Origin of the sequence: Sulfitobacter sp. 1A15299 (assembly GCF_043556915.1) — a bacterium.
In the GTDB taxonomy this organism is placed as follows: Bacteria; Pseudomonadota; Alphaproteobacteria; order Rhodobacterales; family Rhodobacteraceae; genus Sulfitobacter.
The window spans coordinates 76078-94337 of the sequence record NZ_JBIFFJ010000004.1; the positions used below are offsets into that span (position 1 = coordinate 76078).

The following is an 18260-nucleotide window of genomic DNA, read 5'->3' on the forward strand; positions in this document are numbered from 1 at the left end:
GGGACGCGCCGCCGCTTAACAAAGTTTAAGTGTGGTCTTAGCCGTCGATGCGGCTCGCCATGATGGCGATTGCCTTTTGGTATACGCCCGCCGCGTTCCACGCCTGAATGACGCGGAAGTTCGGCTGACCCTCTTGATAGCCCGCCCCCGGCTGCCAGCCTTTCTGGCGCAGGAAATTGGCGGTCGAGGCCAGCGCGTCGACTTCGTTATAGAAGTCCACCCGGCCGTCACCGTTGCCATCTACGCCATATGTCAGCGCATTGCCCGGCAGGAATTGCGTATGGCCCAACTCCCCATGTTTGGCCCCTTGGGTGTTCGAGGTGATGGCGCCGCGGTCGACCAGTTTCAACGCGCCGATGGCATGGGGCACGAAAAAGTCTGAGCGGCGGCAGTCATAGGCCAGCGTGGTGATGGCCGAGACGACACCGCTATTGCCCATGAACCCGCCAAAGCCTGTCTCCATCCCGTGGATCGCCAGCAAAACACCCGCAGGCACGCCGTAGCGCTGCTCAAGCGCGTTATAAAGCCCGGCATTGCGCGCTTTGCGCTTGCGGCCTTGGGCCACGATCGTATCCGCGCCGCGCACCTGCATGAATTTAGACAGGGAGTATTTGAAGGACTTTTGGTTCCGGTCGGCGGCGATGGTGCCATTGGCGTAGCGTGCGCTTGCCAAGGCATCCAAACCGCGCTGGCCGACGCCTGCGGCGCGGGCCTCTTGGGCGAAGGCACCTTTCCACGCGTCAAAGCCATTGGCCGTGTTGCCGCATTGGGCGGCCAGAGTGGGCGCGGCCATGAAGGTGCAGATGGCCGCGGTGGTGGTGAAAAGTGTTTTGAACATGAGATTGACCCTCTGCGTCTGTGTGCCGAGCAAAGGTTAGCCCATATGGGCAACGGTTCAACTCACTTGGCGACGGAAAGGGAAAATCTTTGTCCCTTAGCGCGGCAGAAGGGCGCGGATATATTCCAAGGCGGTACCGGCCCAGAGATTGACCTGCGGGGCGCTGTCTTGGGCAAAGCTTGCCCCGCCGAACAGCAGGCCGACGGTTACCAGAAACATCAGCCCTTTCCGGCTGCGCTTGGCACGGCGCTGCTTGCCGCGCGCCTGTTTGGCGCGCTGTTCGATGCGGTGCAGCCGCTCGTTAAAGGTCGTCGTGGACATCGCCATCTATCCGCTTCCTTCGCAGGGTCATGGTAAAGATTGCTTAAGCGCTGTGGCTCTTTTATGGCAATGGTGCGGCGCGGGGCGGTCAGCTGCCCAGAAAATAAGACACCCCGGCAAAAGCCGCGATCCCGGCGCCGATAAAGCCAAGCAGCATCAGCAGCCCGTCACGATAGAGCAGCGCCAGCCCGAAGATGGATATCACGATCATCGGCGCGGAGGTGGCGAAGGGCACCACTTCAAGCGGGGGAACGGCAAAGCACAGGGCAAGGATGACGACGCAGGCAACCTTCTGACCGGCGGGGCCTGCGATACGCGAGAGCCGAGCTTGGAGTTTGTCGTCGATCCATTGCGAGACGGGCCGCAGCCATTCGACAGACTTCAGTACCTTGTCGGAATCCATGCTGCGTTTGCGCAGCCAGCCCGGCGCCCAGAAATGCTCATACCCCAGCAGCATCCGCAGCGCGATGGTCCCCACCAAAAGGGCCAGCGCGGTTGGAAAGCCGGGAATGCCGCCAAGGGGGGTAAGCTCTATCAACGGCAAAACGGCAAGGGCGGGACCATAGCCGCGCTGGTCGAGCGCGTCGATCAACTGGCCAACGTCGACGGTGTCTTTCCCTTCGGAGGCGTCTTTCAATTCATCAACAACATCTGTCAACGCCGTTGAATCATTGGCCATCATGCGCACCCCTTACTTGCTGCTCTGCCAAGCAAACGCGGCAAGTCTGGCTCCGTTCCGGGGGGTGCCATGCAAAAGGGCGCGGAATGCGCCGCGCCCTTTCGATTTCCTCTCACGCCCCGCGGGGCGGATGGCCGATCAGCAGCTGTAGTACATGCCGAATTCGATCGGGTGTGGGGTCTGTTCGAATTTCAGAACCTCTTCCATCTTCAGCCCGATGTAGCCTTCGATCTGATCGCGGGTGAACACGTCACCGGCCAGCAGGTAGTCCATGTCCTTGGACAGCTCGTCGAGCGCTTCGCGCAGCGAACCGGCCACTGTCGGGATGTCCGCCAGCTCTTCCGCGGGCAGGTCATAGAGGTTCTTGTCCATCGCCTCGCCCGGGTCGATCTTGTTCTTGATGCCGTCAAGCCCGGCCATCAGAAGCGCCGAGAACGCCAGATAGGGGTTCGCCGCCGGATCGGGGAAACGGGCCTCGACGCGCTTGGCCTTGGGGCTTTCGGTCCATGGGATACGCACGCAGCCCGAACGGTTACGCGCAGAGTAGGCGCGCAGAACCGGCGCTTCGAAACCCGGGATCAGACGCTTGTAGCTGTTGGTCGTCGGGTTGGTGAATGCGTTGAGCGATTTGGCGTGGGCCAGAATGCCGCCGATGAACCACAGCGCTTCTTGGCTAAGATCGGCGTATTTATCGCCCGCAAACAACGGCTTGCCGTCTTTCCAGATCGACATGTTGACGTGCATGCCAGAGCCGTTGTCGCCAAAGATCGGCTTGGGCATGAAGGTCGCCGATTTGCCATAGGCGTGGGCCACGTTGTGGATCACGTATTTGTATTTCTGGATTTCATCCGCCTGTTTGGTCAGCTCACCGAAGATCAGGCCCAGCTCGTGCTGGCAGGAGGCAACCTCATGGTGGTGCTTGTCGACCTTCATGCCAAGGCGCTTCATGGTCGAAAGCATCTCGGCGCGCAGGTCTTGCGCTTCGTCCACGGGGTTCACCGGGAAGTAGCCGCCTTTGAGGCCCGGGCGGTGGCCCATATTGCCCATTTCATAGTCGGTGTCGGTGTTCCACGAGCCGTCGGATGCGTCAACTTCGTAGGATACCTTGTTGACTTCGTTCGAGAACTTGACGTTGTCGAAGAGGAAGAACTCGGCCTCAGGGCCAAAGTAGGCGTTGTCGCCGATGCCCGAAGACCGCAGATAGGCCTCGGCCTTTTCAGCGGTGCCGCGGGGGTCACGCTCATAGCTTTCGCCGGTGTCGGGCTCGACGATGGAGCAATGCAGGCAGATCGTGGTTTCGGCATAGAAGGGGTCGACATAGGCGGTGCTGACATCGGGCATCAGCTTCATGTCGGAGGCTTCGATGCTTTTCCAACCTGCGATGGAGGAGCCGTCGAACATGAAGCCTTCTTCAAGGAAGTCTTCGTCGACCAGATCGCTCACGATGGTAACGTGCTGCAAGGCGCCGCGGGTGTCGGTAAAGCGGATGTCGACATATTCGATGCCTTCATCTTTGATTTTGCTCAGGAATTCCTGGGTATCCATCGTGTAGGTCCTTTATGGTCTATTCGTAGTCTAGGCCCGAGGGCCGTTGTCAAAGCGCGTCTGAACCGGATTCACCGGTACGGATGCGAATTGTTTGTTCAACAGGGGAAACGAAGATTTTGCCGTCACCGATTTTCTCCGTCTTGGCGGCGTCGACGATGGCCTCGATAGCGGCATCGACCTGATCGTCATCCAATACCACTTCAACCTTCACTTTGGGAAGGAAATCTACCACATATTCCGCACCGCGATAGAGCTCGGTATGGCCTTTCTGGCGGCCGAAGCCTTTCACTTCAATCACGCTGAGGCCTTGAACGCCCACATCTTGAAGGGCTTCTTTGACTTCGTCGAGTTTGAACGGCTTGATGATGGCTTCGATCTTTTTCATGGTAATCCCCTGACAATTCCCGCGCATTTATGCTCTGGTTTTGACAGAGCATCCCGCCCGCGTAACGTCCAGCGCCGGGCAGGGGGTAACATGGCGCGGCGGATGCATTTGCCAAGAGGCGCTGAGAATTTGCGCAATGCGCCTAATAAATGAGCATTCGTGAATCGCCTCCGGGCTGTACCTTTGGGCGGCAGTTGCTAAATCCCTTTGCATGCGTATTTCCGAGATCACCCGCGAGAGCCTGAACCTCGATGTGCTGCGCAAAGAGCCGGGGCATAAGTATGACCACGGCCATGCGCTCGTCCTATCCGGCGGGCCGGGTCAGACCGGTGCCGCGCGTATGGCGGCGCGCGGGGCGCTGCGGATCGGGGCAGGGGCCGTGACCTTGGGCGTGCCGCCCGCCGCGCAGCTCGAAGCGGCGATGCAGCTCACGGCGGTCATGCTGCAACGGATACCGGATGGCGCGGCCTTGTCCGAAGCGCTTGAAGACAGCCGGATCAATGCGCTCTGCCTCGGGCCCGCTCTGGGCCTTGGCGCGTGCGCGGCAGGGCTTGTCAGAGCCGCCCTCGCCGCGTCGCCTGTCGTCTTGGACGCCGATGCGATCACCCTGCTGTCGCAAGATGCCGACCTACGCGACGCCCTGCACGACGGCTGCGTTTTGACCCCGCATATGGGGGAGTTCGCGCGGCTGGCCCCGGATTTGGCCGAGGCGGCAAAGGCCGATGAGGAGGGGGCCAAGGCGCAGGCCGCGCGAGAGGCCGCCGCACGGTTCGGCTGCGTGATCCTGTTGAAAGGCCCGAAAACGATCATCGCCACGCCCGAGGGGGATCTGCGGCGCCATAGCGCGACCCAAGACCGCGCGACCCCTTGGCTGGCCACCGCTGGGGCGGGCGATGTCTTGGCAGGGCTTATCACCGGGCTTCTCGCGCGGGGGATCGCGCCTGTCGAAGCGGCCGCCACCGCGGCATGGATACATGCCGAGGCAGCACTGCTGCATGGGCCGGGGCTGATTGCCGAAGACCTGCCCGACCTGTTGCCACAGGTACTGAGGGACTTGGAGGTTTAGGCCGCGTGCAACACCGCGCCGCGGGCGCGGGCGGCATCGGCGGTGCCAAGCTCCAGCCCATCGGCATAGATCACATGCGGGCCGTCGCAGAATATCTGGATCAGGGTTGTCTCTTCCTCTCCCAGATCGGTGATGAATTCATCGTCGACCAAGGCCCGCGCCGCGACCAAGGCGCGTTCGGAATTGAAAAGCGCCCGCGCGCGCCAATCGCGCACCAGCACCATCTGATCCCCGGCGAGCGCAACGTCGCGCTCGGGCCGCGTGTGGCCCAGTGAACCCGCCGCCAGCGCGATGCGCCGCACGCTGCGGGTTGTGCGTTGAATATGAAGGATTTTCGCAAAGCCACTGTCACGCGTAATGACCCGATCCCCGACCGAGAGATACTCGACCGGAATTTCACCATCCAGCGTCAAAATAAGGGCGCCCTGCACAAGACCGGTGTCCAGCGCAGCGAATGGGGAAAACTGCCCCCCATGGCGATCATTGCCGCCTACGCACCCGACCGTATTCGGTTTCATGGGCGTCTCTTTCTATTGTACCTGCCTCAGGTATCACCAACCATATGCAAACATCCGGTTAATGTCTTGTGCTTTTTTGCTCTCGCATCTGCCGCGCGGGTTTGCTAATCAGCGCGGGCACCGGTCGGTGCAGTGCGGGTGTGGCGGAATTGGTAGACGCACCAGATTTAGGTTCTGGCGCCTTTGGCGTGGGGGTTCGAGTCCCTTCACCCGCACCACTTTCCCTTGTAAATCTCTGATAACGCAGGCTTTTCGCCCACGGACCGCTTCAGCCCAGCACCGTGAGCCAAAGCCATACCGTCAGGATCGAACTGCCCGTCGCGATCAGCACCGAACTGGCCGCCACACGGCGCGCGCGGCCGTACATATTGGCGAAAATATAGGCGTTGAACCCCGGTGCCATGGCCGCGGTCAGCACGCCGGACCGGAAACCGGCCTGCGGCAGCGACAGCATGGTCCCAAAGCTCCAGACCAGCGCGGGGTGCACCAGAAGGGCGATGGCGCAGACCATCAGGATCGCCTTCATGTCGCCTTCGGGCTTATATTGCAGCAGCACGCCGCCTAGCGCAAAGAGCGCGGCGGGCAGGGCGGCGCGGACGATGAGCGACAGCGCGTCATCCACCACACCGGGGATCGGCAGGCCGCTGAGGTTGACGGCAAAGCCGCCGAGGATCGCCAGAACCAGCGCGTTGCGAAACATCGCCCGGCTCACGTTGCGCAGCAGCGAAAGGCCCGATTGCCCGCGGTTGCGCACGAATTCCATCACCGTGATGCCCAAGCCGTAGCAAAAGGGCGCGTGGAACGACAGGATCGCATAGTTCCCGGCCAGCGCCTCGGGCCCGTAGGCGCGTTCGGTGATTGGCAGGCCCAGAAGGATCGAGTTCGAGAACAGGCAGCAGAAGCCGATCGCCACGCTGTCTTCCCATTCGCGGCGGAACAAGAGCCGTGCGCCAAGAATGCCTAGCGCAAAACAAAGCGCCGCGCCGCCATAGAAACTGCCCAAAAGGCGAGGGTCATAGCTGCTTGATAAGTCAATGCGGGCGATGGCTTGGAACAGCAGACAGGGGATGGCGAAATTCTGGGTGAATTTCATCACCCCGTCGATGCCAGACACGGGGAAGAGCCCGCGCCAGACCGCAACATAACCAAAGCCGATGACCAGAAAGACCGGCAGAATGACGTCTAAGAGAGTTTGCACTTGATAGGGGCCTTATGGGGGTGCGGCGGGGGCGCCGACCCTTAGGCCCGCGCCCGGCGCTGCCTAGTCTGAATGGGGAAGGGGGAAATGAAGGGTCAGCCCGTCATAGGCCGGTTGAATGTGATCCGGCGTCTCTGCGGCGACGGTGTGATAATCGAGGTCGTTGTGCATATTGGTCAGGACCGCCGTCTGCGGCGCCACCCGGTCGATCCAGCCAAGCGTCTGCGCCAGATGGCTATGGGTCGGATGCGGCTCCCGCCGCAGGGCGTCGACGATCCAGCAGCGCAGGTTGTCCATCATCGGCCAGCAGGCCTCGGGGATGGCCGAGACATCGGGCAGATAGACGATATCGTCAAAGCGGAAACCAAGCGCGTCGATATTGCCATGGGTGACGGTGAAGGGCGCGAACTTCAGCCTGCCGCCCGGGCCGTCGATGCTGACCTCGCCGGTGATCTCATGCATGTCGAGGATGGGCGGGTAGCTGGACCATTCGGGCTGCACGAAAGCATAGCCAAACCGTTCGATCAGCGCGTCCCGCGTGGGTGCATCGGCCCAGACCGGCAGCCGCGCGCGCATGTTCATCACCACCATGCGCAAATCGTCCAGCCCGTGAACGTGATCCGCGTGGGAATGGGTATAGATCACCGCATCGAGCCGCCCGATGCCTGCGTCCAACAGTTGGCTGCGCATGTCGGGGGAGGTGTCGATCAAGACGGTGGTGGTGCCTGCCTCCGTCACCCGCTCCACAAGGATCGAGCAGCGGCGGCGGGTGTTCTTGGGTTCATTCGGGTCGCAAGAGCCCCAGTGGCCGCCGATCCGCGGAACCCCGCCGGAAGAGCCGCAGCCCAATATGGTCACCCGCAGGTCGGCCATCAGCGCGCAGGCTCCCAAGCGGCGGCTTTCGCGAAGAGACGTTCAAAATTCTCCTGCGTGCAGGCCGCGAAATCGGCGTAGTCGAGGCCAAAGGTCTCTGCCGCGCGGCGGGCGGTATGGGCGGTGAAGGCAGGCTCATTCGGTTTGCCGCGATGCGGCGGCGGGGCGAGATAGGGCGCGTCGGTTTCCACCACAATTCGGTCGAGCGGGGCGGCGGCGAAAATATCGCGCAGCGCCTGGGATTTGGGGAAGGCGGTGATGCCGGACATCGACAGGTAGAACCCCAGATCGAGCGCGGCACGGGCCAGTTCAGCGGAGGAGGAGAAGCAATGCATGACGCAGCTATAAGCGCCATTCGCATGTTCCTCGCGCAGGATGCGGGCCATGTCGTCATCCGCATCGCGGGCATGGATGATCAGCGGCAAGCCACTTTCCCGCGCCGCCGCGATATGGATGCGCAGGGAGGTCTTTTGCACCTCGGCACTCTCGGCGGTGTAGTGGTAGTCGAGGCCGGTCTCACCGATGCCGACCATCTTAGGATGCTGAGCGAGGGTCAGAAGGTCGTCGACCGAAGCCATCGGTTCTTCCGCGGCGGACATCGGATGGGTGCCCGCGGCGTAGAACACCGGCGCATGCGCCTCGGCAATGGCCCGCACGCTGGGCTCGTTCTTTAGCCGGGTGCAGATGGTGACCATGCGGGTGACGCCAGCCTCCGCCGCGCGGGCGATGACGCCGGGCAGGTCTTCTTGCAGGCTCTCGAAGTCGAGGTGGCAATGGCTGTCGGTGATCTGGGGCGTGTCGGTCATGCTGTCCTTTCGGCTATCTTGGCGCCGTCTGGCCTATCTGCCGCAGGGTATCTAGGACCAGCGCGGCAGGGTCAAGGTTCACCGCCAGCCCGTGACGGGCGCGGTCGGATATCTGCTGCGCCGCATCGGCCCATGCGCGCCCCTGTGCGGGGCTGGGCGAGAGGCGTTGCAGCACCGCGATCTCATCGGCGCAGGCGGGCTGCGCGGGCGGCGCACCTGTGGCTCCGGTACGTGCCAGACGAACCAGCAGCAGGTCCAAGAGGGTAAAGAGCAGGTCGAGTTTCGCCTCCCCCCCGCGCTGTGCTGCGGCTTCGGCCAGTTTGATGGCGCGGCCCCGGTCGAGTTGCGGCAGCGAAGAGATCAGCCCGACGAGATCGGCATAGGTTTTCACCCCGCCCATCAGCGACAGGCGCAGCGCCCCGCCGACCGACCCGCCGGAAAGCTCGGCCAGTGCGGCAGGATCGTCTTCAACCTCCACACCCGAGCCGGCCAGCGCCTCGGCCATCTGATCCGCGTCGAGCGTGCCGAGCCGTAGGGTGCGGCAGCGCGAGCGGATGGTGGGCAAAAGGCTGGAGGGTTGGTGGCTGAGCAGCAGCAGGACGGCGCGCTCCGGGGGTTCCTCCAGCATCTTCAGCAGCGCGTTGGCAGCGTTGGGGTTCATCTCATCCGCGTCGTCGATGATGACAACGCGGCGGCCCCCATCGGCGGCGGACATCTGGAAGAAGCCGTTCAGCGCGCGGATGTCATCGACGACGATCTGCTTGCGCACTTTCTTGGTGTCGGGGTTCAGCGTGCGGGTGACGGATTTCAGCCCCGCCTCGGCCCCGGCGGCCACGCGGCGGGCGACCGGGTGCTCGGGGTCGATCTCAAGCGTGTCGGCCGGGGGCAGGTCGAACATGCCGCCATCCGGGTCGGGGGTTGCCAAAAGGAACCGCGCGATGCGCCAAGCCAGCGTCGCCTTGCCCACGCCGCGCGGGCCGGTCAGCATCCACGCGTGGTGCAATTTGCCGCTGTTGAAAGCGTCGAGAAAGGCAGTCTCGGCGGCGCTTTGGCCGATCAGTTTCGGCGTGTCGCGCGGGTGGCGGGCACCTTCCACACGGTCTGGCTGGGGGGCGTCGTCTGTCATGGCCTCGGTCTAGCATGTTTCGCCGCAGAGGGAAGCGGTCAGGGCGCGTGGGTCAGCCCAAACGCACGGCGACGGTCGCGGTCACGTCGCGGGCCACGCTGTCGATGTCGCGGCCCCCGTCGATCACATGGAAGCGGTCGCAAAATTCCTCGGCGAGGCTCAAAAAACCCGCGCGCATCTTGGCTTGAAGTTCCACGCCGAAATCCTCGAACCGTTCCTCCGCCGTCTGGCGCGAGAGGGCGCGCTCAAGGCCATGGGCGGGGTCCATGTCGATCAAGAGGGTCAGGTCAGGCTCTACCCCGATCATCAGCGCGTGCAGGTCGTCGACCATCTGCCGCAGGTCGCCGCGCGACAGGCCCTGATACATCCGCGTGCTGTCGGCGAACCGGTCGCAGATCACGACCTTTCCGGCAGCGAGCGCGGGGCGAATGGTGCGTTCCAGATGATCGCGGCGGGCGGCAGTGAAAAGCAGGATTTCCGTCTGCGCCGACCAGCGGTCGGGATCGCCCTGCAAAACAAGCGCGCGGATTTCCTCGGCCCCCGGGCTGCCGCCCGGCTCGCGGGTCAGTACCACGTCATGGCCCTGTGCCGTCAGATGCTCCGCCAGACGCCGCGCTTGGGTGGATTTGCCGGATCCGTCAATGCCTTCGAACGTGATGAAGAGGCCCGGCGCGCGGGCCTTCTCTGCGCTGGTCACGAAGCTTCCGCTTCCACGCTGGGCGCCGCCTGCGGCCCGGCGTTGAGGCGGTTCATCAGATGCAAGGCGGCGGCGGTCATCTTGACCATGAACCCGCCCGGCGCGATGGAGTTGGAGGCCACCAGCGGCACGCGCATCGCGGGCAAATCGCCCCGGTCGACCACCAATTCGCCCAACTCGTCCCCCTTGCTGATCGGCGCTTGGAACGGGCCGGTGTAGATCACCTCGGCCTCGATCTCATCGCCGCCGGTGACGGGCACCAGCATCGACAGATCGTCTTTCAGCTCAAGCCCGACCGATTGGGTCGTGCCAAGGGCCACAGGGGCTTCGGCGATGCGGGTGCCCGCGTTGCCCAGATCGCGCTGCGTGAACTGACGGAAGGCCCAGTTGACCACCGATTCAGCCTCCTGCGCGCGGGCGGCGGCACTGTCGAGACCCGAGAGCACAAAGATCACCCGGCGGTCGCCCTGTTTGGCCGAGCCGACCAACCCATAGCCCGCCTCATTGGTGTGGCCAGTTTTCAGGCCATCCGCGCCGATGCCAAGCCCCAAAAGCGGGTTGCGGTTGGTCTTGTTCTGCGGCGCGCGGCCATCAAAGGCGAACTCGCGCTCGGCGAAAAGCGGGTAGAACTGCGGATAGTCGGTGATAATCCGATTGGCCAGCAGCCCCAGATCGCGCACCGACATCAGATGTCCCGCCTGTGGCCAGCCGTTGGAATTGGCGAAGGTGGAGTTGGTCATCCCCATCTGCTGCGCGCGTTGTGTCATCAGCCGGGCAAAGCCGTATTCCGTGCCGTCGGGGCTCAGCGCTTCGGCAATCACGGCGCTGGCGTCATTGCCCGACAGCACGATGATGCCGCGAATAAGATCTTCGACCGACACGCGATCGGTGGTGTCAAGGAACATGGTCGAGCCGCCGTAGGACATGGCGTGTTCCGAGACGGGCAGTTTCTCGACCAGATCGAGCCCGCCGTTCTGCTTGCCACGTTCCACGGCCTCGAAAGCCATGTAGAGCGTCATCAGCTTGGACATGGAGGCGGGCGGCAGCGGCTCATCCGCGTTCTTGGCCAGCAGCACGGTGCCGGTGGTCTGGTCCAACACATAGGCGGCGGTGGCGCGGCTATCGAAAGCGGCGGCAGGCTGAAGCGTCAGCACCAGCGCCACGGCGGCGGCAAAAAGGCGGATCATAGGAAGCATTTCCTCCGGTTTGTCAGTTCGACACGGCGTAGGCGTCGGTAAAGCCCTCGGCCTTGACCTTCTTGAGAAGGGCGTCGAGTTCGGATTTGCTGGTGGCGGGGCCGATCACCACGCGCCAGAAGGGTTTGTTGTTGATCGCGCTTTGCTTGACGGTGGGCACCATGCCCGCGCCGCGCATCTGTTTGGCGGTGCGGGTGGCATTGGCCTCCACGCTGAAGATGCCCAGTTGCACATAGGGTTTGGACAGTTTCGCACCAGCCGCCGGGCGCGCCGGTTTCGGGGCCGCAGGGGCGGGCGGTTTGGCCGCCGGTTTTGCACTCGCCGGGGCAGGGGCTGCGGTGCTGGCCGTTGCAGCTGGCGCCAGTGCCGTGGCCGTCACGGGGGCGGGGCTGGCGAGAGTGGCCGCAGCGTTGCCACTGTTTTCGGCCTCAAAGCTCTCTTCCGGGGCGGCGCTTTCTTCGCGGCGCAGGGCGGTCACGTTCAGCGGCGCCGGAGCACCCGCCAGAATGCCAAGCGCGGCGGCGGCATCCGACGAGATTTGCAGTTTGGGTCCGGGCAATTCACGCTCACGCCGGAACAGGGCACCGATAACGAATTTCCCGTTCGCCTCATTGCGCACGATCACGCGCTCGGGCTCGGTCACATCCGGATGCGCCACCCAGACCCCGCCGAGCGAGGGGCGCCCGTCCCAAAGACCCTCATCCGTGGCCGAGAATACCTCGGGCGCTTCGACATCGCGCTCCACCAGTTTGGTCGAGGTGCTGCGCGGCGCGCTGGCGCCTTCGTTTGCGCCGAAGGGGAGTTTGAAATCACCGCCCTCGCAACCGGCCAGCAACCCAACTGCCAGAATGCCCACGCCCAAGCCCGCCGCGCGGCTTTTCTTGATGCGCAACGGTTGATTGTCCCTGCTCATGCCCTTGATGTCCTTGCCTGCTGTCGTCGCGCGCCGCGACCCATGTCCCGCGAGAATGTCGCGCCGTTGGATCGGCACGCCCTTCGCCCCTCTGAAAGGGGCTTTGGCGCAGAGTAACCCGACCGGGCGGCGCTTGAAAAGACCGCGCAGGGCAGATCGGCGAATTTCCCCAAAGGGGGCGCGGGGGCTGGCCGCGAAATGTGCGTTTGCCGAATCGATCCCGGCGCTCTAGGAGGAGCGTGCTGCGGAGGAGTGGCAGAGTGGTCGAATGCACCGGTCTTGAAAACCGGCGTGCGTGAGAGCGTACCGTGGGTTCGAATCCCACCTCCTCCGCCAATTCATCCCTATTGGATTTGATTGGAACGGGGGCAGCGACCTTGTTGTCGTGTTTGTAGAAAAATTTAGCCCCGTATCGGTACTCTTATCTTTCTTTTTACCTGACGGGTCGCGAGCCTTTCATGGTAATTTTGGGTGGAGTGAACGCTTGTCCGGACTGAATTCATAATACGCTGCTAAATCATCCGGCCGCGCTCGACGTAGCCGTTATCGGCATTCCACATTAGGTTTTTAGTAAAGCCCTTCATGCCGGCCTGCAGTTCCTGCCAGATGTCGACGCTTCAGATGACCTGCGTGACGCCTTGTTTGAATTTTGCGAAAAAAGCTGTCTTCGATCAAATGCCTACGGAGTATCGACGGAGGGATGTGAAGTGAATTGCTTGATGAGACCAAACATAAACGCCTGCGTTCGGCATCGAGCTACCTGACCCCGGCTGATTACGGCGAACCCTGACCTCCGCAATCGCTCGCCTTGCCGGGCGAGATGAAAGCGCCGCGTGTTTGGCCATTCCTCAACCTGCGCCAATTTGCGTAAACACTTACCGCGCTCAGGGCGCGGCTGGATAAAAGCTCAGCCGCGGGTCATGCCTCCAATCGAACGCGAGTTGGTTTGCGGGTGTGCTGCAAACTATCAAAATGACTAATCGCCCGTTTCTAACGCCGCGTGATCAAACCCACAGACCAGAAAACACCACAGCCAGCCCACCTGCGCAGAGCGCGAGCGTCGGCAAGGGCCGTCGTGCTCCGATCAAACCGGATGAAAGCAGAGTCAGCCCCAATGCGACACGACCCGCCGCGAATAGAGCTGCCAGTGGGGCGTCCGAAAGGCTCAGCATATCCGGGTTTGCGACCATACCGAGCGGGATGATGTAGAGCCCAATGCCGAGCGCCATCGCTGTCAGAGCGACCTTCAGCCAATTCTCACCAATCATTCCCGCGGCGATAAAAACAGCGCCGCAGACCGGGGGCGTGATTGTCGACAGAAGCGCGAACCAAAAGACGAAGAGATGCGCTTGGAGCGGCGACAGACCCAGTTCGATGAGCGCAGGCCCGGCGACGGAGACGCAGATCACATAGGCCGCCGTGGTGGGTACTTCCATGCCCAAGATGAGGCAGGCAAGCGCCGTGAGCAGCAGGGACGGCCAAAGAAGCCCCCCGGACCCCGCCAAAATGAGAGAGGTGATCTTCACGCCGAGACCGGTGATCGACAGCACGCCGATGATGATTGAGGCGCAAAGGATGATAGAGGCGATCAGGGCAACCTGCCGCGCGGCATTGAGAACTGCGCTTGCCAGTCGCGTGGCGATCTGGCGCGGCTCGAAAGTGAGCTGCGCGTTGAAGAACAAGAGCAACGCCGCGGCAAGGATCGCCATAGCCGCCGCATATTCCGGCGTGAACTGCGCGACGAACATCCCCCAAAGCAGAACCGAAAAAGGGACGAGGAAGAAGAGCGATGTGACCACGACGTCGCGCAAGGCAGGACGATCCGCCTCTGCGATACCTTTGAGGGAGAAGCGCTGCGCGTAGGCGTTGATGCCAACCCAGACCGCCACGAAGTAAAGCAGCGCAGGAAGCGCGGCGGCAGCCATGATGCCGGTGTAGGGTACGCCGGTCAGTTCGACCATCACGAAAGCGCCTGCGCCCATCAGGGGCGGCATGATTTGCCCCCCTGAGGAGGCCACGGCCTCGACCGCGGCGGCGAGGCGTTTGGGATAGCCGAGTTTGGTCATCGCAGGCAGGGTGATCGCGCCGGTGGACGCGACATTGGCGGAGGCTGAGCCAGAGATCGACCCAAAGAGCGCCGACGACAAAACAGACACTTTCGCCGCGCCGCCTTTCAGCCGCCCCGCGGCGGCGGCGGCGACATTCATGAAGCCTTGCCCCGCTTCACCGGCGTTCAGAACTGCGCCGAAGATGACAAAGATCGCCACGACAGAGACCGAGACACCGGTGAGCGTTCCCCAGATGCCGCCCTCAGCGATGGTCAGTGTTCCGAAATAGCTTTCTATTGGCGTGCCGGAATGCCCGAACTCGCCGGGAATGTGCTGCCCGAACAGCCCATAGAGCAGGGCCAGAGCGGCGACCAGTGGCAAGGGCCAGCCGATCACGCGCCGCGCCGTTTCAAGCACCACCAAAAGCAGGGTCACCGCCATGGCGAGCTGGAAGTTGCTCTCGATGAACCCGTATTGATCGCCAAGCGCATCGCTGTTGATTGCCACCCAAAGCGCTGCGGCGATGCCCAATGCCGCCAATATGCTTCCGGTGATCCGCCGCAGCGGCGTCTGCGCGTCAAAGACCAAGGCGAAGGGCAGGATAAAGGCCATATGCAGCGGCCTGCTGATGAGGTTCGGCACCAAGCCCGAAAACACCAGCGCCAAGTGATATGCGACCAGCGCGACGGCCAGCGCGATCCAGAAACTCGCCGCCAATCGGCTTTCGGGGAGGTTTGTCATCTATGGAGGTCCGGCTTTGGCTGGGCAAGCGCGGCGCGGAAAACCCGCGCCGCGCGTCCTGTTATTGCGAGGTCTCTGTCGCGATCCCGGCTTCTTCGTAATAGCGCAGCGCGCCGGGGTGCAGTTCAGTGGTGATATTGGCCATCAACTCGGGCGTGACATTGCCCCACCACGGCGAAGTATCGGCCATCTTGGCTTTGTTTTCCCAATAGGTTTTCGTCAGTTGATAGGCCGTCTCATCGTCCATCTTGGTTGTCGTGAAGGCGACCACGGGCAGGGACGTTGTGGTGACATCTTGCTCTTGCCCCGCATAGGTGCCTGCCGGAATGACAATGCGGGTCCGTTTGGATTGGGTGATCTGCGCATCCGACAACGGGATCACGGTAACGGGGGTGGAAGCGGCGGCTTCGACGACATTTGGCGCCGGGAAGGAACCCGCTGTGACAAACCCGTCAATCTGCCCGTTTTTCAAAGCGGCCACGGCGTTGCTCAATTCCGCATCCGCAATCTCGACACTGTCCGCCAGTCCGAACATATCCAGATACTTCGCGCCTTCGGTCGCGCCGAAAGACCCTTTGCCCAGCAGGATGCTTTTGCCTTCCAGGTCGGCAAGCGCAGTGGCGCCGCTGTCCTGAGACATCACGAAATGCATGGTCAGCGACGGGATCGGGAAAAGCGCGCGAATCTCATCGAAAGCAGGTGCGGTCTTGCCTTCAAACATGGCTTTGCCGTTCTGGGCCAGACCAACGAGGGAGGGCGGGGTGGTAAAGACATAGTCGGCCCCACGCGCGCGGACTTCCATGACGTTCTGAACCGACCCTTGGCTCTCTTCCACGGTAACCGAGATGTCGCCGCCGCTGCCCGCTTTCATGGCTTCGGCAAGCTCCACGCCCATTTGATAGTAGGACGAGCCCGATTTGGCCGACTTATAGGTCACTCTGGTTTCGGCGCTCGCGGCACCCCCCACAAGCCCCAGGGCCAATGCCGCGCAAATAGTCTGTCTCAACGCATTCATGGTTTTTCCTCCTCCAAGCGCAAGGCCAACGTTCTCCCGGCGAAACATATGCCGGGCTGCCTTTAGGTGACTTTCTGGCAGCACACTACGGCATTGTCGAGAATGAGGTTTCGCTGTCGGGAGGGCTCGTGAACCAACACGGCGGTCCGCTTTGGTCTCGCGGGGGCGAAGGTATGTGACGAGGGCAGAGGTCGGCGGTTTGCTGCACCCCCGCAGCAAGTTCTGCGATGCGCGCATCACAGGCCATAAGGGGGGCGGAGATATCGACGCTCAAACCGCGAAGAGGCGCCGCCGCCTGCGCTTCTTCGCAGATCACTCGGGCAAGGCGCAGTTCGTCAGCTATCGCCCTTCAAAGGATCATGGCCCCAATTCATCAGCGAATAGCGCCATTTCGAGTCTTCAACACCATCCTTCGGCCCGCCTTGGGAGAGGTGCCGTTTGATATAGCCGACGACGGTTGCCATGTGATCCCACTGATCGTCGGTCAGGTCGTCCTTGTTGGTGCGTTTGATCTTGACGATCCGGCGGCCGGATTTGTGCCCGGTGCTTTCACCGGTTCCGCTGTCGCCCACGGACTTGGAGTCCTCGGTCTCCAACCAGTCCTCCAGTTCCGCCGGTGCCATGTTCACCAGATCGCGCCACTCGTCCCAGATTTCGTCCTTCGATTTCGATGAAGACATTTTCTTTCCCCACTTCATTACTAGGAAGAAACCGGCCCGCACGCGCATTGTTCCGATCGGTCACGGCGGTCTGCCACAGCGAGTTGGACGCGCGCCCTTCGGCCTGCCGTTAACTGGGCAGAGCCCGAACCGCTCCGGGCCTTGGGCGAGCCGGTCAAAGCTCAGGAAGCTTGCGAATAGCGCATGCCCTCCGGCACCTCTCGGTCCAGCATGGATGCGATCATGCGGGTCAGGGCGCGCCCTTCCGGCAGGATCTCAAGGCGCGTTTCGGACAAGCGCACGAAGGGCATGTAGCGGGTCGCGATGGCTTTCAACTCGGGCGCGAGATCGAAGGCCCGCGCGCCGAAGGTTTCTGCCAATGCGTTCAGGTCGAGGGCAAAGTCGCACATCAGACACTCGATCGCCCGCGCGGTCAGGCGGTCCGCGTCGTTCAAGGCGTAGCCGCGCGTGCCGGGCAAGTCGCCAGCCGCGATGCGCGCGGTGTAGGCTGCCGTCGCGGGGGCGTTCTGAACGTAACCCCCCGGAAAGCGCGAGATAGACGAGGCGCCGAGGCCGATCAGGGTTTGGCAATTGTCATCCGTGTAGCCCTGGAAATTCCGGCGCAGACGGCGGTTTTCCCTTGCATGGGTCAGCCCATCCTGCGGCGTGGCGAAATGATCGATGCCGATTGCCTCCATGCCCGCGGCGGCGAAGCGTGCCGCGGCCTCTTCGGCAAAATGATAACGTGCGACCGCGTCGGGCAGTGTCGCCTCGCGGATGAGCTTCTGCCGTTTCGCGACCCACGGCACATGCGCATAGCCGAAAAGCGCCACGCGATCCGGGGCAAGGGACAGGGTGTTTTCGATGGTATCCTCCAGCCGCGCCATGGTCTGATGCGGCAGACCGTAAACCAAGTCAGTATTGAGCGAGGTGACCCCCGCGGCGCGCAACTGGTCGACACAGCGGCGCGTGACCTCGAAGGACTGGAGGCGCCCGATGGCCTGCTGCACCTCAGGGTCGAAATCCTGAATGCCGATAGAGGCCCGTGTCAGACCCGCGGCGCGAAGGGCCGCAATCTTGGCTGGGTCGATCTGGGTGGGGTCAATCTCGACAGAGAACTCGAAATCCTCGGTCGGGGTGAAGAGCCGATGGAGGGCGCGGTTCAGGCGGTCGATGAGGGCGGGCGGCAGGATGGTCGGTGTCCCGCCACCCCAATGCATCCGCCCCATCCGCATGCCCGCCGGCAGCGCGGCGCGTAGAAGCTCAAGCTCGGCCTCAAGGGCTTCGATATAGCGCTCGACGGGGCTGAGCGTCTTGGTGCCCTGCGTGTGGCAGGCGCAGAAATAGCACAAGCGCTCGCAAAAGGGGACATGGACATAGACCGAGACCGGCGCGCCGGGGTCCAAGGCGCTAAGCGCTGACAGCTGAAGCGCGGCACCCACGGCGGGGGTGAAGGCCGCCGCGGTGGGATAAGAGGTATAGCGCGGCACGCGCGCGTCGAAGAGGCCGAGAGCCTCGAGCATCTGTATCTGTTCCATGGCACCGGTTTAGAGGCGGGGTGGCGTGGTCTTTGCGCTGGATCAAAACGACTGCAAATATCAGGGCGGTCCCGCGAGGGCGACGCGCTGCGGCC

Annotated in this window: 18 protein-coding genes and 2 tRNA genes; 3 read left to right on the top strand and 17 right to left on the bottom strand. The window is 62.8% G+C overall.

The window, feature by feature from the left end:
* Positions 1-37 precede the first annotated feature (37 nt).
* From ACGYK7_RS07645 to ACGYK7_RS07665, 5 genes are all read right to left on the bottom strand, one after another.
* On the bottom strand, positions 38-838 hold the full coding sequence (locus ACGYK7_RS07645) for a lytic transglycosylase domain-containing protein (protein ID WP_394400593.1): 801 nt from the start codon (positions 836-838) through the stop codon (positions 38-40).
* A gap of 96 nt (positions 839-934) precedes the next feature.
* Entirely contained in the window at positions 935-1165 is a 231-nt protein-coding gene (locus ACGYK7_RS07650) for a hypothetical protein (protein WP_394400596.1), read from the bottom strand.
* Positions 1166-1247: 82 nt separating this feature from the next.
* Complete coding sequence (locus ACGYK7_RS07655) at positions 1248-1838, bottom strand: exopolysaccharide biosynthesis protein (RefSeq protein WP_394400599.1); 591 nt, start codon at positions 1836-1838, stop codon at positions 1248-1250.
* A 138-nt stretch (positions 1839-1976) separates the two neighbouring features.
* On the bottom strand, positions 1977-3383 hold the full coding sequence (gene glnA / locus ACGYK7_RS07660; protein ID WP_394400602.1) for a type I glutamate--ammonia ligase: 1407 nt from the start codon (positions 3381-3383) through the stop codon (positions 1977-1979).
* A gap of 49 nt (positions 3384-3432) precedes the next feature.
* Complete coding sequence (locus ACGYK7_RS07665; RefSeq protein WP_067266338.1) at positions 3433-3771, bottom strand: P-II family nitrogen regulator; 339 nt, start codon at positions 3769-3771, stop codon at positions 3433-3435.
* Between the two features lie 211 nt (positions 3772-3982).
* Between ACGYK7_RS07665 and ACGYK7_RS07670 the strand changes: the two genes are divergently transcribed.
* Positions 3983-4837: an NAD(P)H-hydrate dehydratase gene (locus ACGYK7_RS07670; RefSeq protein WP_394400604.1), complete on the top strand. Its 855-nt coding sequence runs from the start codon at positions 3983-3985 to the stop codon at positions 4835-4837.
* On the opposite strand, the gene ACGYK7_RS07675 is transcribed toward ACGYK7_RS07670, so the two are convergent.
* Complete coding sequence (locus ACGYK7_RS07675) at positions 4834-5355, bottom strand: Hint domain-containing protein (RefSeq protein ID WP_394400606.1); 522 nt, start codon at positions 5353-5355, stop codon at positions 4834-4836. The genes ACGYK7_RS07670 and ACGYK7_RS07675 overlap by 4 nt on opposite strands.
* Positions 5356-5489: 134 nt before the next feature.
* Here ACGYK7_RS07675 and ACGYK7_RS07680 point away from each other — a divergent pair.
* Positions 5490-5573, top strand: a tRNA-Leu gene (locus tag ACGYK7_RS07680).
* Between the two features lie 50 nt (positions 5574-5623).
* On the opposite strand, the gene ACGYK7_RS07685 is transcribed toward ACGYK7_RS07680, so the two are convergent.
* From ACGYK7_RS07685 to ACGYK7_RS07715, 7 genes are all read right to left on the bottom strand, one after another.
* Positions 5624-6553, bottom strand: a complete 930-nt coding sequence (locus ACGYK7_RS07685) for an AEC family transporter (protein WP_394400609.1) — start codon at positions 6551-6553, stop codon at positions 5624-5626.
* A 63-nt stretch (positions 6554-6616) separates the two neighbouring features.
* The gene (locus tag ACGYK7_RS07690) at positions 6617-7426 is read right to left on the bottom strand and encodes an MBL fold metallo-hydrolase (protein WP_394400612.1); all 810 of its coding nucleotides are present in this window, start codon (positions 7424-7426) and stop codon (positions 6617-6619) included.
* Positions 7426-8232 carry a TatD family hydrolase gene (locus ACGYK7_RS07695; RefSeq protein WP_394400615.1) on the bottom strand — a complete coding sequence of 269 codons (807 nt, stop codon included), beginning with the start codon at positions 8230-8232 and terminating at the stop codon, positions 7426-7428. The genes ACGYK7_RS07690 and ACGYK7_RS07695 overlap by 1 nt, the downstream gene beginning before the upstream one ends.
* A 13-nt stretch (positions 8233-8245) precedes the next feature.
* Complete coding sequence (locus tag ACGYK7_RS07700) at positions 8246-9358, bottom strand: DNA polymerase III subunit delta' (protein ID WP_394400618.1); 1113 nt, start codon at positions 9356-9358, stop codon at positions 8246-8248.
* A 52-nt stretch (positions 9359-9410) separates the two neighbouring features.
* Complete coding sequence (gene tmk, locus ACGYK7_RS07705) at positions 9411-10055, bottom strand: dTMP kinase (protein WP_394400621.1); 645 nt, start codon at positions 10053-10055, stop codon at positions 9411-9413.
* Positions 10052-11242 (bottom strand): D-alanyl-D-alanine carboxypeptidase family protein, encoded by a 1191-nt coding sequence (locus ACGYK7_RS07710; protein WP_394400623.1) that lies wholly within the window; start codon positions 11240-11242, stop codon positions 10052-10054. Before ACGYK7_RS07710 ends, tmk begins: the two co-directional genes overlap by 4 nt.
* Before the next feature lie 22 nt (positions 11243-11264).
* On the bottom strand, positions 11265-12242 hold the full coding sequence (locus ACGYK7_RS07715; RefSeq protein ID WP_394400625.1) for an SPOR domain-containing protein: 978 nt from the start codon (positions 12240-12242) through the stop codon (positions 11265-11267).
* Between the two features lie 168 nt (positions 12243-12410).
* Here ACGYK7_RS07715 and ACGYK7_RS07720 point away from each other — a divergent pair.
* Positions 12411-12500 (top strand) — tRNA-Ser (locus ACGYK7_RS07720).
* Between the two features lie 668 nt (positions 12501-13168).
* On the opposite strand, the gene ACGYK7_RS07725 is transcribed toward ACGYK7_RS07720, so the two are convergent.
* The 4 genes from ACGYK7_RS07725 to hemN form a co-directional block, all read right to left on the bottom strand.
* Positions 13169-14953, bottom strand: coding sequence for a TRAP transporter permease (locus ACGYK7_RS07725; RefSeq protein ID WP_394400628.1), 1785 nt, complete (start codon positions 14951-14953; stop codon positions 13169-13171).
* A gap of 61 nt (positions 14954-15014) precedes the next feature.
* Positions 15015-15968, bottom strand: a complete 954-nt coding sequence (locus ACGYK7_RS07730; RefSeq protein ID WP_394400630.1) for a TAXI family TRAP transporter solute-binding subunit — start codon at positions 15966-15968, stop codon at positions 15015-15017.
* Positions 15969-16303: 335 nt separating this feature from the next.
* The gene (locus tag ACGYK7_RS07735; RefSeq protein ID WP_394400632.1) at positions 16304-16648 is read right to left on the bottom strand and encodes a DUF3140 domain-containing protein; all 345 of its coding nucleotides are present in this window, start codon (positions 16646-16648) and stop codon (positions 16304-16306) included.
* A gap of 161 nt (positions 16649-16809) precedes the next feature.
* A complete protein-coding gene (gene hemN, locus ACGYK7_RS07740; RefSeq protein ID WP_394400635.1) occupies positions 16810-18165 on the bottom strand; it encodes an oxygen-independent coproporphyrinogen III oxidase in 1356 nt (451 codons plus the stop codon).
* Positions 18166-18260: the final 95 nt, after the last annotated feature.

What these genes read in the sequence shown, in the direction of transcription:
- ACGYK7_RS07645 (WP_394400593.1), bottom strand. Translation starts at nt 838, where the DNA reads ATGTTCAAAACACTTTTCACCACCACCGCGGCCATCTGCACCTTCATG.
- ACGYK7_RS07650 (WP_394400596.1), bottom strand. Translation starts at nt 1,165, where the DNA reads ATGGCGATGTCCACGACGACCTTTAACGAGCGGCTGCACCGCATCGAA.
- ACGYK7_RS07655 (WP_394400599.1), bottom strand. Translation starts at nt 1,838, where the DNA reads ATGGCCAATGATTCAACGGCGTTGACAGATGTTGTTGATGAATTGAAA.
- glnA (WP_394400602.1), bottom strand. Translation starts at nt 3,383, where the DNA reads ATGGATACCCAGGAATTCCTGAGCAAAATCAAAGATGAAGGCATCGAA.
- ACGYK7_RS07665 (WP_067266338.1), bottom strand. Translation starts at nt 3,771, where the DNA reads ATGAAAAAGATCGAAGCCATCATCAAGCCGTTCAAACTCGACGAAGTC.
- ACGYK7_RS07670 (WP_394400604.1), top strand. Translation starts at nt 3,983, where the DNA reads ATGCGTATTTCCGAGATCACCCGCGAGAGCCTGAACCTCGATGTGCTG.
- ACGYK7_RS07675 (WP_394400606.1), bottom strand. Translation starts at nt 5,355, where the DNA reads ATGAAACCGAATACGGTCGGGTGCGTAGGCGGCAATGATCGCCATGGG.
- ACGYK7_RS07690 (WP_394400612.1), bottom strand. Translation starts at nt 7,426, where the DNA reads ATGGCCGACCTGCGGGTGACCATATTGGGCTGCGGCTCTTCCGGCGGG.
- ACGYK7_RS07695 (WP_394400615.1), bottom strand. Translation starts at nt 8,232, where the DNA reads ATGACCGACACGCCCCAGATCACCGACAGCCATTGCCACCTCGACTTC.
- ACGYK7_RS07700 (WP_394400618.1), bottom strand. Translation starts at nt 9,358, where the DNA reads ATGACAGACGACGCCCCCCAGCCAGACCGTGTGGAAGGTGCCCGCCAC.
- ACGYK7_RS07710 (WP_394400623.1), bottom strand. Translation starts at nt 11,242, where the DNA reads ATGATCCGCCTTTTTGCCGCCGCCGTGGCGCTGGTGCTGACGCTTCAG.
- ACGYK7_RS07725 (WP_394400628.1), bottom strand. Translation starts at nt 14,953, where the DNA reads ATGACAAACCTCCCCGAAAGCCGATTGGCGGCGAGTTTCTGGATCGCG.
- ACGYK7_RS07730 (WP_394400630.1), bottom strand. Translation starts at nt 15,968, where the DNA reads ATGAATGCGTTGAGACAGACTATTTGCGCGGCATTGGCCCTGGGGCTT.
- ACGYK7_RS07735 (WP_394400632.1), bottom strand. Translation starts at nt 16,648, where the DNA reads ATGTCTTCATCGAAATCGAAGGACGAAATCTGGGACGAGTGGCGCGAT.
- hemN (WP_394400635.1), bottom strand. Translation starts at nt 18,165, where the DNA reads ATGGAACAGATACAGATGCTCGAGGCTCTCGGCCTCTTCGACGCGCGC.